A 16,678-nucleotide genomic window follows, 5' to 3' on the forward strand; every position below is an offset into this window, starting at 1 on the left:
CTTTTATCAAAATTGGCTTGGTTATTGCTTTATACAAAGTAACTGATGCACCGTAAGTCGACGAAGGTTTACACATAAAGCAATCAGATATTACAAAAGGCAACGAGGCCCAACTGCTTTTCCAGAAAAGCGGTTGGGCCTTTTTTTGTTTTTGGATAATGGGTTTGAGGAATGATCATGACAGCACGAATTGAGAAAACGACTTGTCCATATTGTGGCGTAGGGTGCGGGGTGAATTTTACTGTACCAAATGCCGCGACTGACCCTGTTGAGCCTGTGTCTGGAGATCGTGATCATCCTGCTAACTTTGGTCGTCTGTGCGTGAAAGGCAGTAGTCTTGCGCAAACCATTCAATCTGACGATAGATTGTTGACTCCTATGGTGAACGGTGAGTCTGTTGCTTGGCAAACAGCGGTTGAGACTGTCAGTGAAAAAATTGCTCAAGTGGTGAAGGAACATGGCCCTGATGCTTTTGGCTTTTACCTTTCTGGGCAGATTTTGACAGAAGATTATTATGTGGCGAATAAGTTAGCCAAAGGTTTCATTGGAACGGCTAATGTCGATACCAACTCTCGATTGTGTATGGCGTCAGCGGTTGTGGGCTATAAGCGTGCTTTTGGCTCTGATACTGTTCCCTGTAATTATGAAGACTTAGAGTTATGTGATTTGTTAATCATGGTGGGCTCTAATGCGGCTTGGACGCATCCAATTTTATTCCAGCGTATTGCAGAAGCTAAAAAGCAACGCCCTAACATGAAAGTGGTGGTGATTGATCCAAGAGAGACGGCCACTTGTGATATTGCAGATTTGCACTTGGGGATTAAGCCTGGCAGCGATGCGGCGATCTTCTCTTATTTGTTACAGCACTCTGTTCAGGCGAATGTGCTTGATCAAGGTTTTATTTCTCGTCATACCAATGGTTTTAAAGAGGCTCTAAATCAGGCGAATGAGTCAACACCGACTTTGGCTTCAGCGGCGGAATTCTCTGGAGTAAGTGAAAAAGATTTAAGTTTATTGGCAAGCTGGTGGACAGGAACGGCAAAAACGGTGACTTTTTATTCTCAAGGTGTGAACCAGTCTTCATCGGGTGTCGATAAATGTAATGCGATTATTAATTGCCATTTAGCAACTGGGCGTATTGGAAAGGAAGGTGCTGGACCGTTTTCGATTACAGGTCAACCGAATGCGATGGGCGGACGAGAAGTGGGCGGATTAGCGAATCAGTTAGCTGCACATATGGATTTCGCTACGCCAGGTGCTCAGTCATTGGTTCAGCGTTTTTGGCAAGCACCAAATATGGCAACAGAAAACGGTTTAAAAGCCGTCGACTTATTTCAAGCCATGGAAGAAGGTAAGGTAAAAGTGGTTTGGATTATGTCGACTAATCCCATGGTGAGTTTGCCAGATACGGCTCAAGTGAGAAGAGCGTTAGAAAAGTGTGAGTTGGTCATTGTCAGTGATTGCAAGGCGCATACTGATACCACTGCGATGGCAGATGTCTTATTTCCGGCAACAGGTTGGAGTGAGAAAAATGGCACAGTGACAAATTCAGAAAGAAGAATCTCACGCCAACGCGGTCTTTTGCCGGCGCCAGGTGAAGCCAAACATGATTGGTGGGCGATTTGTGAAGTGGCGAAAAGCTTGGGATATCAGTCAGCGTTTTCTTATCGAAATGTTCATGAAATCTTTGTTGAGCACGCGGCGCTATCGGCTTTTGAAAATAATGGCAAACGCGATTTTGATATTGGCCACTTTAGTCAAATGACAAAAGAAGAATATGATGCTTTAGTTCCTGTGCAATGGCCTGTTCCAAAAGGGCGACCAGAAGGAACGGCTCGTATGTTCGAAGATGGTCGATTCTTTACGCCAGATAATCGAGCTAAATTTGTTCCTATTGTGCCTCAGTTGCCTGTTAATCAGTTTTCTCAGGAATGGCCATTCACGCTTAATACAGGACGTGTTCGTGATCAATGGCACACCATGACACGAACAGGCGATGCGGCTTTATTAACCAAACACACTGACCAGCCTTATGTAGAAATTCATCCAAGAGATGCAAGAGCGCTTGGTATTGAAGACAAAACGCTTGTGCGCCTTACTTCTTCGCATGGGGAAGCTTTGTTGAAGGCAAAAGTAAGTCGAGGCGTGGCTCCGGGGAATGTTTTTGCGCCAATCCATTGGACGCAACAATTTTCCAATGCATCTGTTGTGTCAAACCTTATTCCTCAAGTAGTTGATCCTCTGTCAGGGCAGCCGGAATCGAAACATGCGCAAGTTAAACTTGAAGCTGTAAAAGATGTTTCTTATGGTGTGGTTGTATCTTCAGAGCCGCTTGAAGAACTGGATTTCACTTATTGGTGTTATGTGCCATCTGAGCATGGCTATCATTACGAAGTGGTGTGGCCAATTGGCGAAAATGTGTCTTCGATTCAGGCTTTGTTAAATCAGAATGGTGCGTCAACAGGCGAGTGGCTGGAATATACTAACCCTGTTACAGAGCAAATTAGGCTGGCGTATATTCAGGATAAAAAGCTTTCTCTTGTTGCGTATTTGCATCCGACACCTGAATCCATTTCGTGTGATTGGTTAGAATCAAAATTAGCAGAGCAAGAACCTTTATCTGAGTTGGATCGTATGGCGATATTAGTCGGATTGCCAGCGAATGTTGAAGATAAAGGCGCTATAATATGTACTTGTTTTCAAGTCGGTAAAAAGCAAATAGAACAAGCAATTACTGATGGTGTTTGTTCAGTCGAAGAGCTCGGTTCATTATTAAAATGCGGAACAAATTGTGGCTCCTGTATTCCTGAACTCAAACACTTTATCCCTACCATAACGGAGCTTTCTGCATGAGTAATGCGTTTACACAGTATGTGAAAATTTTAGGGCGCGGTAAAAAAGGCTCTCGTAGCTTGACTACTGAAGAGGCAGATCATGCAATGTCTCTTATTTTAAATGGCAAAGTTGAACCAGAGCAGCTAGGTGCTTTTTGGATGCTGATTCGTATACGTGAAGAAACAGTGGAAGAAACGGTTGGGTTTACTGAGGCCACACGTCAGTTTTTATCAGAAAAAGATCCGTTAGAATTTCACGTAGATCTTGATTGGCCTGCATATGCTGGTAAGCGTAATGAGTTACCTTGGTTTTTGCTTGCTGCGCTTGCTTTGGCAAATTATGGAAAGAAGGTAGTGATGCATGGTCATGCATTTGAAGGTGAAGAAAGAATATTTGTAAATGAAGCTATTAGACGTTTAGGCTTGCCCATTTCCCATACTCGTCAGGAAGTAAAGAAGAAGGTTGATGAAACTGGTTTTGCGTATATCTCTCTTGAAAGTATCGATTCTACCTTAAGTGACATGATGGACTTGAAATACACATTGGGGTTGCGGTCACCAGTTAATACAGTGGTACGCATGATGAATCCATTTCAAGCTGATCATAGTGTACATGGTGTCTTCCATCGTGGTTATGATGTATTGCATATCTCAGCTTGTGAGCAATTAAATGATCCTTCTGTCTTGGTATTTCGAGGTGGTAATGGTGAAGCCGAGGTGAACCCAGAAAGGGAAGTAACCTTATGGAAATGGCAGAAAGGGGTTGCTAGTTGGACGAGTTGGTCTAAGGCTGAGAAGGAACATAAGCGTCTTAAGCATAATTTAGATCTAACTCGTCTGACGGATCACTGGAGTGGGTTGCAGGTGGATCAGTTTGGAGAGCAAGCAGTTCGTCAAACACTTGCTTCTGTTGCTGGACTTATGTTCGGAATTGCCTCTCACGAAGAGTGTTTAAGCTTAGCCGATGATATCTGGTCTAAACGCGACAAAAGTTGGGTTTCTAAACTAATTTAAATGAGCTTTTATGGCACTTACATCTCTATCTAGCGCCGTATTGGCCGGTGGAAAAGGCACTCGAATGGGAGGTCAAGATAAAGGACTTCTGCTTTTTCAGAATGAACCTATGATCATGCCGATTGCTCGTGCATTAAAGTCCATTTCTGGCTCTGTCTTTGTGAATGCCAATCGGCATGTAGAAGAATATTTAGCATTAGGTTTCGAGGTTGTTTCGGATCATCAGGCTTATTCTGAGAAAGGGCCTCTTTCTGGTTTATTGGCTTGTTTGATGCGAGCCGATTCTTCTCATTTACTTGTTTCACCGTGTGATACACCTCGTATTACAGAGCGCGCTTTTATGGCGCTTATAGAGGCAAGTCGCATATCTCCAGATAAAATTCATTATTTAGCAGGAGCGTCTGGTAATCAGCCATTGCATGCAATTTTGCCTGTTCAATCTGCCCTAGATAAATTAAAAGGCTTTTTTGATGGGGCAGGGAAGTACAATGTGATGGCTTTTTATGAAATGTTTGGCTGTAAGAGTGTATTTTGGGATAAAGATAACGATTTTTTAAATGTAAACACGCCAGCCTCTTTATTCTAAATCTGGTGATGTTTTATTGATGAAAGCGTTATTTAACAGATTCTATGTTTAGGCGATAAGACTCACCATCTTCCTTGTGTTCTAGCTTAACAAGTAAGTAGTCAAATTTTGGAGCAAACCAAAATGAAGTTTGTTTACCTTTCGCTAAGTTGTCCGTTCGAATAACTTTAATTGTCGATACTTTGCCAAGTTTGGTGTCTATGGTTTCTAAGCTACTGCGCTCGAAGATCCAGTTTTTAATACGGCCGCCATCGGCTACTTGGTAATCAAACTCGCTTTTGCCTATCTTCAGATCTTGTCGGATTTGCAGTTGTATGGAAAGTTTGTCTAGGGTATCTGGGTTGATTGCAAGATTCCAAGGTTTATCTTTTATGTCGTTTCGAACCAGCATTTTTTCCCAATCAAACGTCAGCGTTGCTGTTCGCTTTTTACCAAGTGCGACACTTTTGTATTGGTATTTTGTTGGGATTATTTGGTGGTTTTCGACGTAAAAATTGGAAACTTCATTCAGTGAGGCAAACATATTGTCGGCTGAAAACACAAACTGCCAAAGGTTATTGGATTTTTTTGATAAGGTTTGTGTCCCTTCTACTTTGAGGCTGATGCCTTTTTTCCAAATGGTGCTGTAGGTAGCAGAATAAGGTAAAAGAAAGGCATCGTTGGCTGCCTCAGAAGAGAAGGTAGTGGTAGAAAGAACACTCATAAAAAGGCCAATTATATAGATTGAAATTTTACGAGTGATCATTCTTTCTCCCTGTTTATATCAATTCTTGATGATAACGAATACCGCATTCTGGAATGACCTTGCCATCTAAAATAGCTTGGCCGTTATCATAGCTCAGCCTGTTCTCACTGAACCATTTTACCGCTAGTGGGTAGATTATGTGTTCTAGTGAATGAACCTTGGTTGCCAGTGTGTCTGCTGTCTCGTCGTTTTCTATCTTGGTACTAGCTTGGAGTATTACCGCGCCAGCATCAAGCTCTGAGCTAACAAAATGCACAGAAACTCCATGTTCTGCTTCTTTTGCGTCAATGGCTCTTTGGTGCGTATTCAACCCTTTGTATTTAGGCAACAATGATGGATGAATGTTTAACATTCTACCTTCAAAATGTTTCGTAAAAGTTTCAGTGAGAATGCGCATGAATCCAGCGAGTACAACAAGCTTTGGTTGATACTGATCGATGATTTTTTGTAATTCTGCATCGAATTCTTCGCGGCTATCAAAAGACTTATGGCTCAGGGCGTGAGTAGCAATACCTGCGGATTTTGCACGCTCTAATCCATAAGCATCTGCTTTGTTACTGATAACAGCACAGATATTGATATTTAATTTACCTTGCAAGCTTTGATCAATCAAAGCTTGCAAGTTGCTGCCGCTGCCAGAAATCAAGACAACGATAGGGTAGCTCATGCTTCAGTCTCTAGATCAGAGATAAGCACGTCCTTTCCATTATTACGTGGGCAAATTTCACCAATGATCCAAGCTTCTTCACCTTCTGCTTTTAAGATAGAAAGTGCTTGTTCTGCTTTATCTGCATCAATAGCGAGAACCATGCCGACGCCACAGTTTAGTACGCGATACATTTCTTCTTGTTCAACATTACCTTGCTCTTGCAACCAATCAAATACAGCAGGGCGTTTCCAGCTAGTTGCATCGATTTTAGCTGCAGCGTCTTCTGGAAGTACGCGAGGAATGTTTTCCAATAAACCGCCACCTGTGATGTGGGCTAGAGCATTAACAGAAATGCTTTCCATGAGTTTCAGGATAGATTTCACATAGATGCGAGTTGGTGCCATCAAAGCATCTTTTAATACTACGCCATCAATGGTTTGTGTTAGATCAGCGCTATTCACTTCTAAAATTTTACGGATAAGAGAGTAACCGTTGGAATGAGGGCCTGATGAACCTAGCGCGATTAATGTGTCGCCAGACTTTACGTTGCTGCCATCGATGATACTGTCTTCTTCAACAACGCCAACACAGAACCCTGCTAAATCGTAATCGCCATCATGATACATGCCTGGCATTTCAGCTGTTTCGCCGCCAACTAATGCACAGCCAGCTTGTAAGCAACCTTCACCTATGCCTGTAACAACATTTGCAGCAACATCAATGTCTAGTTTGCCTGTTGCATAGTAATCAAGGAAAAGTAATGGCTCTGCGCCTGCAACCACAAGATCGTTAACACACATGGCAACCAAGTCGATACCAATAGTATCGTGTTGATTTAAATCCATCGCTAGACGAAGCTTGGTGCCTACGCCATCCGTGCCAGAAACAAGAATTGGATTTTTATATTTTGTTGGAAGACGTGTTAAAGCGCCAAATCCGCCTAAACCGCCCATAACTTCAGGTCGACGAGTTTTTTTGCTAACGCCTTTGATGCGTTCAACAAGTTGGTTACCTGCGTTGATATCTACGCCAGCGTCTTTGTAACTAATTGATGGTTTATCTGACTTGGTCATTGCCTATGCCTTATCATGGTACGAGGAAAAAATGCATTTTAGCATAGTGACGCATTAGGGCTATGGTTCTTTATCATTATGGCAGTAGAATAGACAAATAAACGAAGGAAGGGCTATGAATTTTCGTATTTTATTATTACTTATTAGTGTTTTTTCAGTTTCATTTGTTCAAGCGGTTACTGTGAAGGGGCTTTATGACGCTGAAATCAATTTACCTGTTACTCAATCTGAGTCGAGAATGTTAAATGAAGCATTTGGTTTGGCTGCAGAAAGAGTATTAATTAAAGTCTCTGGCGATAGAGCCGCAATTACTGGCGATGTGTTGGCGCAGGCTAAGAAAAATGCTTCGACTTGGGTGGCTCAGCATTCAGTGGCATCTTTGAGCGAACTGCTTCCATCTGATAATGGCTTGGTTCCGGGCAAGCAAGTTAAGGTGACGTTTTATCAAGCATCTATTGATAGCTTTTTATCGCAAAACAATTTACCGGTTTGGGGAGATAATCGTCCTTCCGTTTTAGTTTGGGTAGCAAACGATAATAATGGTGTTCGAGCGTTATCAGGCTCGAAATCACCTTCTAGTGTCCTTAATCAGTTTGCGTATTTTTCCAACATGGTTGGCGTGCCTATTTATGCTCCTTTGTTGGATGATACGGACAGAAGTAATATTAGTGCGGCAGATGTTTGGGGCTTTTTTGAAGATACTATTACGAATGCTAGTAAGCGATACCAGACTGATGCAGTCGCCGCTTTGAGAGTGAGTAGTTACGTAGGACATGTGGGTGGAAGTTTATTGGTGCTGCTTAAAAATGGAGAAACAGAGCGTTTTGTTTTAAGTGGTGAGACGCCTGATGACGTTGTTGAGCAAGCAAGTACTCAACTGGCAAAAGTGTTTTCTTCTCGGTATGCCTCTGTTCGCAATAGCAATTCAGTTAATAAGCTAAACATCCAAGTAACGGGCGTAACAAGTTACAATGTTATGAAGAGAACTCAATCCTATTTAGAAACAATCGGTGTGGTAAGAAACGTGGATTTAGTGCAGGTTGATGGTGAAAAAGTTGAGTTCTCAGTTGAAATTGATGGCGATAAGCAAAAACTTTTTAATTCTATTTCATTGAGTCACTTGCTAGTAAGTGTGCCATTAAACGCATTAGATCCTGATGCAAATCGCGTGGTTTCTTATCAATACAGTGGAGCGAAATAATGACAGATTTATCAAATGATCAAGTCGTAGAGCGAGATTTTTACGCACGATCAGCAGAAGAGCAAAAAGACTTTTTATCTCAGACTTGGTGTAATGCTTGTGGTGAAGTGGATTTGGGTATGATTAACCCTAAAGAGTTCGAAACACCTGAGCGAGTTTGGATAGAAGGTGACTGCGTAGAATGCGGCCAAAAGACGATTACAGAGATAGTGGAAGAAGATGAATGATCTTTTCCTGACTCTAAATTTAAACAAAAAAATCGCGCTATAAGCGCGATTTTTGTATCTATCAAAGATTACTACTTGTCAGTAGGGTAATCTCTTTGTGGTTGACCCACATATAATTGACGTGGACGGCCAATCTTGTAAGGTCCAGAAATCATTTCATTCCAGTGTGAAATCCAACCAATTGTACGAGACATAGCAAAAATTACTGTGAACATACTTGTTGGGATTCCGATCGCTTTCATGATGATGCCTGAGTAGAAGTCCACGTTTGGATAAAGCTTACGCTCTACAAAGTATGGGTCTTCAAGAGCGATTTGCTCTAGGCGTTTTGCGATTTTCAATAATGGATCGTCAGACATGCCAAGCTCAGCTAATACTTCGTCACACGTTTCACGCATTACTTTAGCGCGAGGGTCGAAGTTTTTGTAAACACGGTGTCCGAAGCCCATTAGACGGAATGGATCGTTTTTGTCTTTTGCTTTGGCGATAAATTCGTCGATGTTCTCAACATCACCAATTTCTTCAAGCATTGTCAGTACTGCTTCGTTAGCACCACCGTGAGCTGGCCCCCAAAGTGTTGCAATACCTGCAGCGATACAGGCAAATGGGTTAGCGCCAGATGAGCCTGCTAGACGAACAGTGGATGTAGATGCATTTTGCTCGTGATCAGCATGTAAGATGAAGATACGGTCCATTGCTTTAGCGAATACAGGGTTAACTTTGTAGTCTTCGCAAGGTGTAGCAAACATCATGTACAAGAAGTTCTCAGCGTAAGAAAGGTCGTTACGTGGGTACATAACTGGCTGATCTTTTGAGTACTTGTAGCAAATAGAAGCCAATGTTGGCATTTTTGAAATTAAGCGAAATGCTGCAATTTCACGGTGCTTAGGATCGTTGATATCCATGTTGTCTTGGTAGAAAGCAGATAACGCACCTACAAGACCACACATGATTGCCATTGGGTGAGCGTCATTTCTGAAGCCATCAATGAATTTGTGCATGGATTGGTTGACCATGGTGTGTTTGTTAACCATGGCATCAAATTCTTCTTTTTGCTTCTTATCCGGTAGTTCTCCGTAAAGAAGTAGGTAACAAGTTTCTAAGTAATCTGAATGTTCAGCAAGCTGGGCAATTGGATAGCCGCGATGCAAAAGAATTCCCGCTTCACCGTCTATGTAAGTAATAGATGATTCGCAAGAGCCAGTAGACATAAAGCCTGGATCATAGGTGAATACACCGTTAGCGCCTAAGCCACGAACATCAATAACGTCTGTGCCTAAGGTACCTGAAAGAACAGGAAGTTCGATAGTTTTATCGATCCCATCCACTTTGAGTGTTGCTTTTTTATCAGCCATTTATGGTCTCCTTCGTATTCTGGTCCGGGGCTAAGGGGTCTTAATTTGACTCTCCTGGCCCAGAAGGTGCGCAAAAAATACTGTTTCTACACTATAAAAGTCAATCTTGTTCACTTACACAGTATTTACATTGTAGAGACATATTTCGTAATTATATGACAAAATCGCAATAAGGTCTTTTTCTATTTCTATATGGATTTGACTTTATCTTATTGATTACAAAGAAAATTAAAGTGATATATATTTGTTTATTTTATGTAATTTTATACCATTATTGTTTCGGCTTATGCCTACATTCATTTGATGAATGGTGATCATTGAAAACCTCTTGTTCAGTCTATTTGTCTTAGTATTTTTCACTGGTCTATAATTGCCGTCCCGATGATTTCATTGATTTGCTGACGTAAACTAATAAAAGAGAGTCGCTTTTAGAAAGTCGTTTGCAAATCGATGAGATTTTCAAAGCAGGCCTATGATGTGCTTTGTTGCTCTCTGTATATTTGTAGTGAGTACAGTACATATAGATATTGGGTCGTGATTGACCATTCAATCGTTAAGATGGTGTAAATGTCGTGAATAAAAAAAGACCAGTCAACCTTGATATTTCTACAATATCAATGCCAGTCACAGCAGTCGTTTCTATTCTTCACCGCATAACAGGAATCATTCTTTTTGTGGGTTTGGTGTTCTTGTTTTATGCGTTTGACCTTTCTTTGCAGTCACAGGAAGGTTTTGACCAAGTGGTGAATGTTTTTCAGACAAGTTTTCTTGCGAAATTCATTATTTGGGGTGTTGTCTCTGCATTAATGTATCACCTTGTGGCAGGAGTGAAACATTTGTTTATGGATTTGGGGCATTTTGAAGAGTTGGAGAGTGGACGCAATGCTGCTGTCGCTAATTTAGCAATTGCCGCGATTTTGATCGTGCTAGCAGGAGTGTGGATATGGTAACTCAGATTACAAGTTTTGGCCGTTCTGGACTTTATGATTGGATGATGCAGAGAATCTCTGCTGTTGTCTTATCTTTATATACAGTATTCATTATTGGTTATTTATTGCTGAACCCAGATCTTACATACGACCAGTGGAGTGCTTTGTATGAAGCAACATGGATGCGTATTTTTAGTTTGATGGTTCTTTTGTCGATTGGTGTTCACTCATGGATTGGTTTGTGGTCTATTTCTACGGACTATATTAAAGCCACTGGTGCACGTTTTTTCTTTCAATCTATATGTGGCCTTGCGATGTTCGTCTATATCGTATGGGGCGTTCAGGTTATTTGGGGACTATAAGTAATGGCGAATATTCGTACTATTTCTTTTGATGCCATTGTTATTGGCGGTGGTGGTGCAGGCATGCGTGCTGCACTTCAGCTTACTGAGTCTGGTTTAAATACAGCTTGTGTTACTAAAGTATTTCCAACTCGTTCACACACAGTTTCTGCACAGGGCGGTATTACTTGTGCCATTGCAAGTGACGATCCAAATGATGATTGGCGCTGGCACATGTATGACACCGTAAAGGGGTCAGACTATATTGGTGATCAGGATGCAATTGAATATATGTGTTCAGTTGGTCCACAGGCAGTTTTTGAATTGGAGCATATGGGGCTTCCGTTCTCTCGTACAGAACAAGGTCGTATTTATCAGCGTCCATTTGGTGGTCAGTCTAAAGATTTTGGTAAAGGTGGTCAGGCGGCTCGTACTTGTGCTGCTGCTGACCGTACAGGTCATGCTCTATTGCATACTCTTTATCAAGGTAACTTAAAAGGCGGCACAACATTCTTTAACGAATGGTATGCAACCGATCTTGTTAAAAACAAAGAAGATGCAGTAGTTGGTGTTATTGCGATTTGCATCGAGACAGGTGAAACCGTTTACCTAAAAGCGAAAGCAACAGTTATCGCAACCGGTGGTGCAGGTCGTATCTTCCAGTCTACAACCAATGCGCACATCAATACAGGTGACGGTGTTGGTATGGCATTGCGTGCTGGTTTCCCAATGCAAGATATGGAAATGTGGCAGTTCCACCCAACTGGTATTTATGGTGCTGGTACATTGGTAACAGAAGGTTGTCGTGGTGAGGGTGGTTACCTGATCAATAAAGACGGCGAACGCTTCATGGAGCGTTATGCTCCAAACGCAAAAGACCTTGCTGGTCGTGACGTTGTAGCACGTTCTATGGTTCTTGAGATTCTAGAAGGCCGCGGCTGTGGTCCAGATGGCGATCACGTTCTATTGAAACTAGATCACTTGGGTGAAGAGACTCTTAATAAGCGTCTTCCAGGTATCCTAGAGTTGTCTCGTACTTTCGCACACGTTGATCCAGTGAAAGAGCCAATTCCAGTTATTCCTACTTGTCACTATATGATGGGTGGTATTCCAACAAATGTTGGTGGTCAAGCGATTAAACAGAATGAAGCTGGCGAAGACGTTATTATCGACGGTCTTTATGCTTGTGGTGAAGCGGCTTGTGTATCTGTGCATGGTGCTAACCGTCTTGGTGGTAACTCATTGCTTGACTTGGTTGTATTTGGTCGCGCTGTTGGTCTTCACGTTAAGAAATCTTTGGATGAAGGTTTTGATTCCTTGGATGCGAGTGAGACAGACATTGAGACAGCAATGGCTCGTTTGAATCGTCTAAATACGACAACTGGCGGTGAGAGTGTTGCTAAAGTTCGTGAAGATCTTCAGCGCGTTATGCAGCTTTATTTCGGTGTATTCCGTGATGGCGATGCGATGCAAAAAGGTCTTGCTCAACTGCAAGAGATTCGTCAGCGCGTTGAGAATTTACACCTTGAAGATAAGAGTCAAGCTTTCAACACAGCTCGTATTGAAGCTCTTGAACTTGAAAACTTGTTAGAAGTTGCAGAAGCTACCGCTGTTCCTGCTGAATTCCGTAAAGAAAGTCGTGGTGCCCATGCGCGTAATGACTTTACAGAACGTGACGATGAGAATTGGCTGAAGCACTCTTTATTCCATCCAGTAGATAAGAAAGTGACCAAGCGTGATGTGAACTTTGCGCCTAAAACAATGGAAGCTTTCCCACCTAAAGTTCGTTCGTACTAAGGAGTTATGTCAATGTTAGTTAGTATTTATCGCTACAATCCTGAGAAAGACGACGCTCCTTACATGCAGGATTACGAGGTTGCTTTACCTGAAGGTAAAGACCTTATGGTGCTTGATGTTTTAAACTTGTTGAAAGCACAGGATCCTAGTATTTCTTACCGTCGTTCATGCCGTGAAGGTGTGTGTGGTTCAGATGGTATGAACATGTCTGGTAAGAATGGTCTTGCTTGTATTACACCAGTTTCTGAAGCTGTAAAAAATGGTAAGTTGGTTCTTCGTCCGCTTCCAGGTTTACCAGTTGTGCGTGACTTGGTTATCGATATGGCGCAATTCTACAAGCAATATGAGAAAATTCGCCCATATTTGATCAATGATGCGCCGGCTCCTGCGATTGAACGCTTGCAAAGCCCGGAAGAGCGTGAAAAACTTGATGGCCTTTACGAATGTATCTTATGTGCATGTTGTTCAACAGCTTGTCCGTCTTTCTGGTGGAACCCAGATAAGTTTGTTGGTCCATCTGGTTTATTGCAGGCATATCGCTTTTTGGCGGATAGCCGAGATACAGCAACACAAGAACGCCTTGGTGATCTAGATGATCCGTTTAGCGTTTTCCGTTGCCACGGTATTATGAATTGTGTCAATGTTTGCCCGAAAGGTCTGAACCCGACTAAAGCAATTGGTAATATTCGTACCATGCTTTTACAGAGAGCAACTTAATAATGCTCTGTGTGGTCTTTTCTTCAAATTTATGTGACCACTAAAAAGTAGGCGGCTTGGATAAATGTTCAATGCCGCCATTTTTGCATGCTTTAGCAATAGAAAATGTAATAAAAAGAATTTAAAATTTGACCTTTGCGCACACGGATGTACAAAGAAAAACGATTAACTTTGTGATGATGGATTCAGAGTTTTCTTTATTGAACTACTCTTAATCGTTTAGTATTGATCGTGAAGGGCAAAAGTAGCTGTAAATAAACAAAAAAATCGAGGCTTTATAGCCTTACGGGCCTGATTAATTGATTGATCTTAATAATAGGTTGATGCCGGGACCCCGGTGGCTGGCTCGAACATAAGGGTGATCGAGAATGCACGAAAGTTTAATGGAGTTGCTGTGGAGCACTTCTCATTTCTCAGGTGGAAACCTGGAATATGTCGAAGGGCTTTTTGAAAGCTACCTCGTCGATCCGAACTCGGTATCGGAAGAATGGCGCAAATGTTTTGATCAATTGCCTCGTATAAGCGAAGCGCAATCAACTGATCTTCCTCACTCCGTGATTCAAGAGCAGTTTTTACAAATTGGTAAGAATAAATTTCGCTCTATGCCTGTTTCTTCAGGTACGGTTGCGACATCTGACCATGAGCAAAAACAAATTAATGTTTTGCAATTGATTAATGCTTATCGAGTACGTGGGCATCAACACGCAACACTTGATCCACTTGGATTACAGAAACGTGAGAAAGTTGCAGATCTAGATCTGGGTTACCATCAATTAACAGGTGCCGATTTAGACACTGAATTTAATGTTGGCTCTTTGTTCTTCAACAAAGAATCAATGAAGTTAGGTGACATAATATCTGACCTCGAAAAAACCTACTGCAATAGTATTGGTTATGAGTTTATGCACATTGTTGATACGCAAGAAAAAGCGTGGTTACAACAACGTGTTGAATCTGTTAGATCCCGTCCTGAGTATTCCCGAGAAACTCGTGAAAGCTTACTAGAGCGTTTAACCGCAGCGGAAGGCTTAGAGAAATATCTTGCTAGTCGTTACCCTGGTGCGAAGCGCTTTGGACTTGAGGGTGGCGAAAGCTTAATCCCAATGGTTAATGAATTGATACAGCGTTCTGGCTCACTTGGAGCGAAAGAAGTTGTTATCGGCATGGCTCACCGTGGTCGTCTTAACGTCTTGGTGAATACCTTAGGTAAAAACCCGAAAGATTTGTTTGACGAGTTTGAAGGTAAGAAGCTTGTTAATACATCTGGTGACGTTAAATACCACCAAGGTTTTTCATCTAATGTAATGACGTCTGGTGGTGAAGTTCATATCGCTTTGTCATTCAACCCATCTCACCTTGAAATCGTTTCTCCTGTTGTTGAAGGGTCTGTACGTGCCCGTCAAGATCGCCGTAAAGACACATCAGGTAAAACAGTGGTTCCTATCTCTATCCACGGTGATGCCGCTTTTGCAGGGCAAGGTGTTGTGATGGAGACATTCCAGATGTCTCAAACTCGCGCTTATCGTACCGGTGGTACGGTTCATATTGTTATTAATAACCAAGTTGGTTTCACAACGAACCGTCAAGAAGACTCGCGTTCTACTGAATATGCAACAGATGTTGCTAAGATTATTCAAGCGCCAATCTTCCATGTGAATGGTGATGATCCAGAAGCGGTGTTGTTTGTTACTCAGTTAGCACTTGATTACCGTTATGAGTTTGGTCGTGATGTTGTTATCGATATGGTTTGTTACCGTCGTCGTGGTCATAACGAGACCGATGAGCCTTCTGGTACACAGCCATTAATGTACAGCGTAATTAGTAAGCTAAAAACGACTCGTACTTTATATGCTGAGCGTTTGATTAATGAATCTGTTGTTTCAAAAGAAAAAGCAGACCAATTAGTAAGCGAAAACAGAGAAGATTTGGATAACGGTCGCCATGTAGCGAAAAGCCTTGTTTTAGAATCTCAAACAGGTTCTTTCGTAGATTGGAAGCCTTACCTTGGTGTTGAATGGACAGATGCTGGTGATACGACTTATCCATTAGCAAAACTTCAGGAAGTGGCTAAGAAATTAACCGTTATTCCTGATGGAGTAGTGGTTCAGCGTCAGGTTCAGAAAATCTACCAAGACCGCGATAAAATGACAGCTGGTGCATTGCCTCTAAACTGGGGTTATGCAGAGACCTTGGCTTTCGCAACTTTGCTTGAGCAGGATTACCCAATCCGTATCACAGGTCAGGATTCTGGTCGTGGTACTTTCTCTCACCGTCATGCAGTTATTCATAGTCAAAAAGACGGCAGCACTTACATTCCTTTAAAACATTTGTCTGATGATCAACCTACGTTAGATCTTTATGATTCTTACCTGTCAGAAGAAGCAGTATTAGCATTCGAATATGGTTATGCGAGCACTTCTCCAAAAGGTTTGGTTATTTGGGAAGCGCAATTTGGTGACTTTGCCAATGGCGCGCAAGTTGTTATCGACCAATTTATTACAAGTGGTGAACATAAATGGGGCCGCTTATGTGGTCTGACTATGTTGTTACCGCACGGTTATGAAGGTCAAGGCCCAGAGCATTCGTCAGCACGACTAGAGCGTTTTCTGCAGCTTTGTGCAGAATACAATATTCAAGTTTGTGTTCCGACTACGCCGTCACAAATCTTCCATATCATCCGTCGTCAAGCGATTCGACCTATGCGTCGTCCGCTTATCATTATGTCGCCTAAGAGTTTGTTGCGTCACAAGCAAGCAATTTCGACATTAGAAGAATTGGCGGAAGGAAGTTTCAAAACGGTATTACCTGAATCTTCTGAAACTGTTACTGCGGATAAAGTAAAACGCATTGTCCTTTGTAGCGGTAAAGTTTATTACGACTTGATCAACCGTCGTGAAGAGCTACAAAAAGAGGATGTTGCCGTGGTTCGCTTGGAGCAATTGTATCCGTTCCCATACGCTGACCTTGAGTCTGTGTTGGAACAATACAAAAATGTTGAGAGCTTGGTTTGGTGTCAAGAAGAGCCGAAAAACCAAGGTGCTTGGCATGCCAATCGTCACCGCATGAATCGAGTATTGGAAAAACTGTATCCTGAATTGAAAATCCGCTTTGCGGGTCGAATTTCTTCTGCTGCTCCTGCAGCAGGTTACATGTCTATCCATGTTGAAGAACAAGAAGCACTGGTCAACGACGCACTAGTTGGTTAGTACC

14 protein-coding genes are annotated in these 16,678 nt (G+C 42.1%); 10 read left to right on the top strand and 4 right to left on the bottom strand.

The genetic code is table 11. The features are described from left to right. Positions 1-177: 177 nt before the first annotated feature. The 3 genes from AC0L46_RS14410 to mobA are packed head-to-tail and all read left to right on the top strand — an operon-like array spanning position 178 to position 4,434. Entirely contained in the window at positions 178-2,853 is a 2,676-nt protein-coding gene (locus AC0L46_RS14410; protein ID WP_473504563.1) for a nitrate reductase, read from the top strand. Further along, entirely contained in the window at positions 2,850-3,848 is a 999-nt protein-coding gene (locus AC0L46_RS14415) for a glycosyl transferase family protein (RefSeq protein WP_473504565.1), read from the top strand. Before AC0L46_RS14410 ends, AC0L46_RS14415 begins: the two co-directional genes overlap by 4 nt. Before the next feature lie 10 nt (positions 3,849-3,858). Continuing rightward, positions 3,859-4,434 (top strand): molybdenum cofactor guanylyltransferase, encoded by a 576-nt coding sequence (gene mobA / locus AC0L46_RS14420; protein ID WP_473504567.1) that lies wholly within the window; start codon positions 3,859-3,861, stop codon positions 4,432-4,434. Positions 4,435-4,462: 28 nt separating this feature from the next. Here the strand turns inward: mobA and AC0L46_RS14425 are convergent, their stop codons facing one another. The 3 genes from AC0L46_RS14425 to purM are packed head-to-tail and all read right to left on the bottom strand — an operon-like array spanning position 4,463 to position 6,901. Continuing rightward, positions 4,463-5,137 carry a DUF3108 domain-containing protein gene (locus AC0L46_RS14425; protein ID WP_473504569.1) on the bottom strand — a complete coding sequence of 225 codons (675 nt, stop codon included), beginning with the start codon at positions 5,135-5,137 and terminating at the stop codon, positions 4,463-4,465. 55 nt (positions 5,138-5,192) lie between these two features. Further along, a complete protein-coding gene (gene purN / locus AC0L46_RS14430) occupies positions 5,193-5,846 on the bottom strand; it encodes a phosphoribosylglycinamide formyltransferase (RefSeq protein ID WP_414680075.1) in 654 nt (217 codons plus the stop codon). After that, positions 5,843-6,901 carry a phosphoribosylformylglycinamidine cyclo-ligase gene (gene purM / locus AC0L46_RS14435; RefSeq protein WP_473504571.1) on the bottom strand — a complete coding sequence of 353 codons (1,059 nt, stop codon included), beginning with the start codon at positions 6,899-6,901 and terminating at the stop codon, positions 5,843-5,845. The genes purN and purM overlap by 4 nt, the downstream gene beginning before the upstream one ends. A gap of 115 nt (positions 6,902-7,016) precedes the next feature. Here purM and AC0L46_RS14440 point away from each other — a divergent pair, with 115 nt between their 5' ends. Together AC0L46_RS14440 and AC0L46_RS14445 are read left to right on the top strand one after the other, a co-directional pair. Further along, positions 7,017-8,102, top strand: a complete 1,086-nt coding sequence (locus tag AC0L46_RS14440) for a DUF2066 domain-containing protein (protein ID WP_473504573.1) — start codon at positions 7,017-7,019, stop codon at positions 8,100-8,102. Next, entirely contained in the window at positions 8,102-8,329 is a 228-nt protein-coding gene (locus AC0L46_RS14445) for a hypothetical protein (RefSeq protein WP_473504575.1), read from the top strand. Before AC0L46_RS14440 ends, AC0L46_RS14445 begins: the two co-directional genes overlap by 1 nt. A 71-nt stretch (positions 8,330-8,400) precedes the next feature. Here AC0L46_RS14445 and gltA read toward each other — a convergent pair whose 3' ends face one another. After that, a complete protein-coding gene (gltA, locus tag AC0L46_RS14450; protein ID WP_414680071.1) occupies positions 8,401-9,684 on the bottom strand; it encodes a citrate synthase in 1,284 nt (427 codons plus the stop codon). 572 nt (positions 9,685-10,256) lie between these two features. Here gltA and sdhC point away from each other — a divergent pair. From sdhC to AC0L46_RS14475, 5 genes are all read left to right on the top strand, one after another. After that, positions 10,257-10,634 (top strand): succinate dehydrogenase, cytochrome b556 subunit, encoded by a 378-nt coding sequence (gene sdhC, locus AC0L46_RS14455; RefSeq protein ID WP_414680070.1) that lies wholly within the window; start codon positions 10,257-10,259, stop codon positions 10,632-10,634. Then, complete coding sequence (sdhD, locus tag AC0L46_RS14460) at positions 10,628-10,975, top strand: succinate dehydrogenase, hydrophobic membrane anchor protein (protein WP_414680069.1); 348 nt, start codon at positions 10,628-10,630, stop codon at positions 10,973-10,975. The genes sdhC and sdhD overlap by 7 nt, the downstream gene beginning before the upstream one ends. 3 nt (positions 10,976-10,978) lie before the next feature. Next, positions 10,979-12,751, top strand: a complete 1,773-nt coding sequence (sdhA, locus tag AC0L46_RS14465) for a succinate dehydrogenase flavoprotein subunit (protein WP_414680068.1) — start codon at positions 10,979-10,981, stop codon at positions 12,749-12,751. A gap of 12 nt (positions 12,752-12,763) precedes the next feature. After that, positions 12,764-13,468: a succinate dehydrogenase iron-sulfur subunit gene (locus tag AC0L46_RS14470; protein WP_317003461.1), complete on the top strand. Its 705-nt coding sequence runs from the start codon at positions 12,764-12,766 to the stop codon at positions 13,466-13,468. Positions 13,469-13,836: 368 nt separating this feature from the next. After that, a complete protein-coding gene (locus AC0L46_RS14475) occupies positions 13,837-16,674 on the top strand; it encodes a 2-oxoglutarate dehydrogenase E1 component (protein WP_473504578.1) in 2,838 nt (945 codons plus the stop codon). The last annotated feature ends 4 nt before the right edge of the window (positions 16,675-16,678 follow it).

The sequence above is a fragment of the Marinomonas sp. 15G6-16 genome, from assembly GCF_055809555.1.

What these genes read in the sequence shown, in the direction of transcription:
- AC0L46_RS14410 (WP_473504563.1), top strand. Translation starts at nt 178, where the DNA reads ATGACAGCACGAATTGAGAAAACGACTTGTCCATATTGTGGCGTAGGG.
- AC0L46_RS14415 (WP_473504565.1), top strand. Translation starts at nt 2,850, where the DNA reads ATGAGTAATGCGTTTACACAGTATGTGAAAATTTTAGGGCGCGGTAAA.
- mobA (WP_473504567.1), top strand. Translation starts at nt 3,859, where the DNA reads ATGGCACTTACATCTCTATCTAGCGCCGTATTGGCCGGTGGAAAAGGC.
- AC0L46_RS14425 (WP_473504569.1), bottom strand. Translation starts at nt 5,137, where the DNA reads ATGAGTGTTCTTTCTACCACTACCTTCTCTTCTGAGGCAGCCAACGAT.
- purN (WP_414680075.1), bottom strand. Translation starts at nt 5,846, where the DNA reads ATGAGCTACCCTATCGTTGTCTTGATTTCTGGCAGCGGCAGCAACTTG.
- purM (WP_473504571.1), bottom strand. Translation starts at nt 6,901, where the DNA reads ATGACCAAGTCAGATAAACCATCAATTAGTTACAAAGACGCTGGCGTA.
- AC0L46_RS14440 (WP_473504573.1), top strand. Translation starts at nt 7,017, where the DNA reads ATGAATTTTCGTATTTTATTATTACTTATTAGTGTTTTTTCAGTTTCA.
- AC0L46_RS14445 (WP_473504575.1), top strand. Translation starts at nt 8,102, where the DNA reads ATGACAGATTTATCAAATGATCAAGTCGTAGAGCGAGATTTTTACGCA.
- gltA (WP_414680071.1), bottom strand. Translation starts at nt 9,684, where the DNA reads ATGGCTGATAAAAAAGCAACACTCAAAGTGGATGGGATCGATAAAACT.
- sdhD (WP_414680069.1), top strand. Translation starts at nt 10,628, where the DNA reads ATGGTAACTCAGATTACAAGTTTTGGCCGTTCTGGACTTTATGATTGG.
- sdhA (WP_414680068.1), top strand. Translation starts at nt 10,979, where the DNA reads ATGGCGAATATTCGTACTATTTCTTTTGATGCCATTGTTATTGGCGGT.
- AC0L46_RS14470 (WP_317003461.1), top strand. Translation starts at nt 12,764, where the DNA reads ATGTTAGTTAGTATTTATCGCTACAATCCTGAGAAAGACGACGCTCCT.
- AC0L46_RS14475 (WP_473504578.1), top strand. Translation starts at nt 13,837, where the DNA reads ATGCACGAAAGTTTAATGGAGTTGCTGTGGAGCACTTCTCATTTCTCA.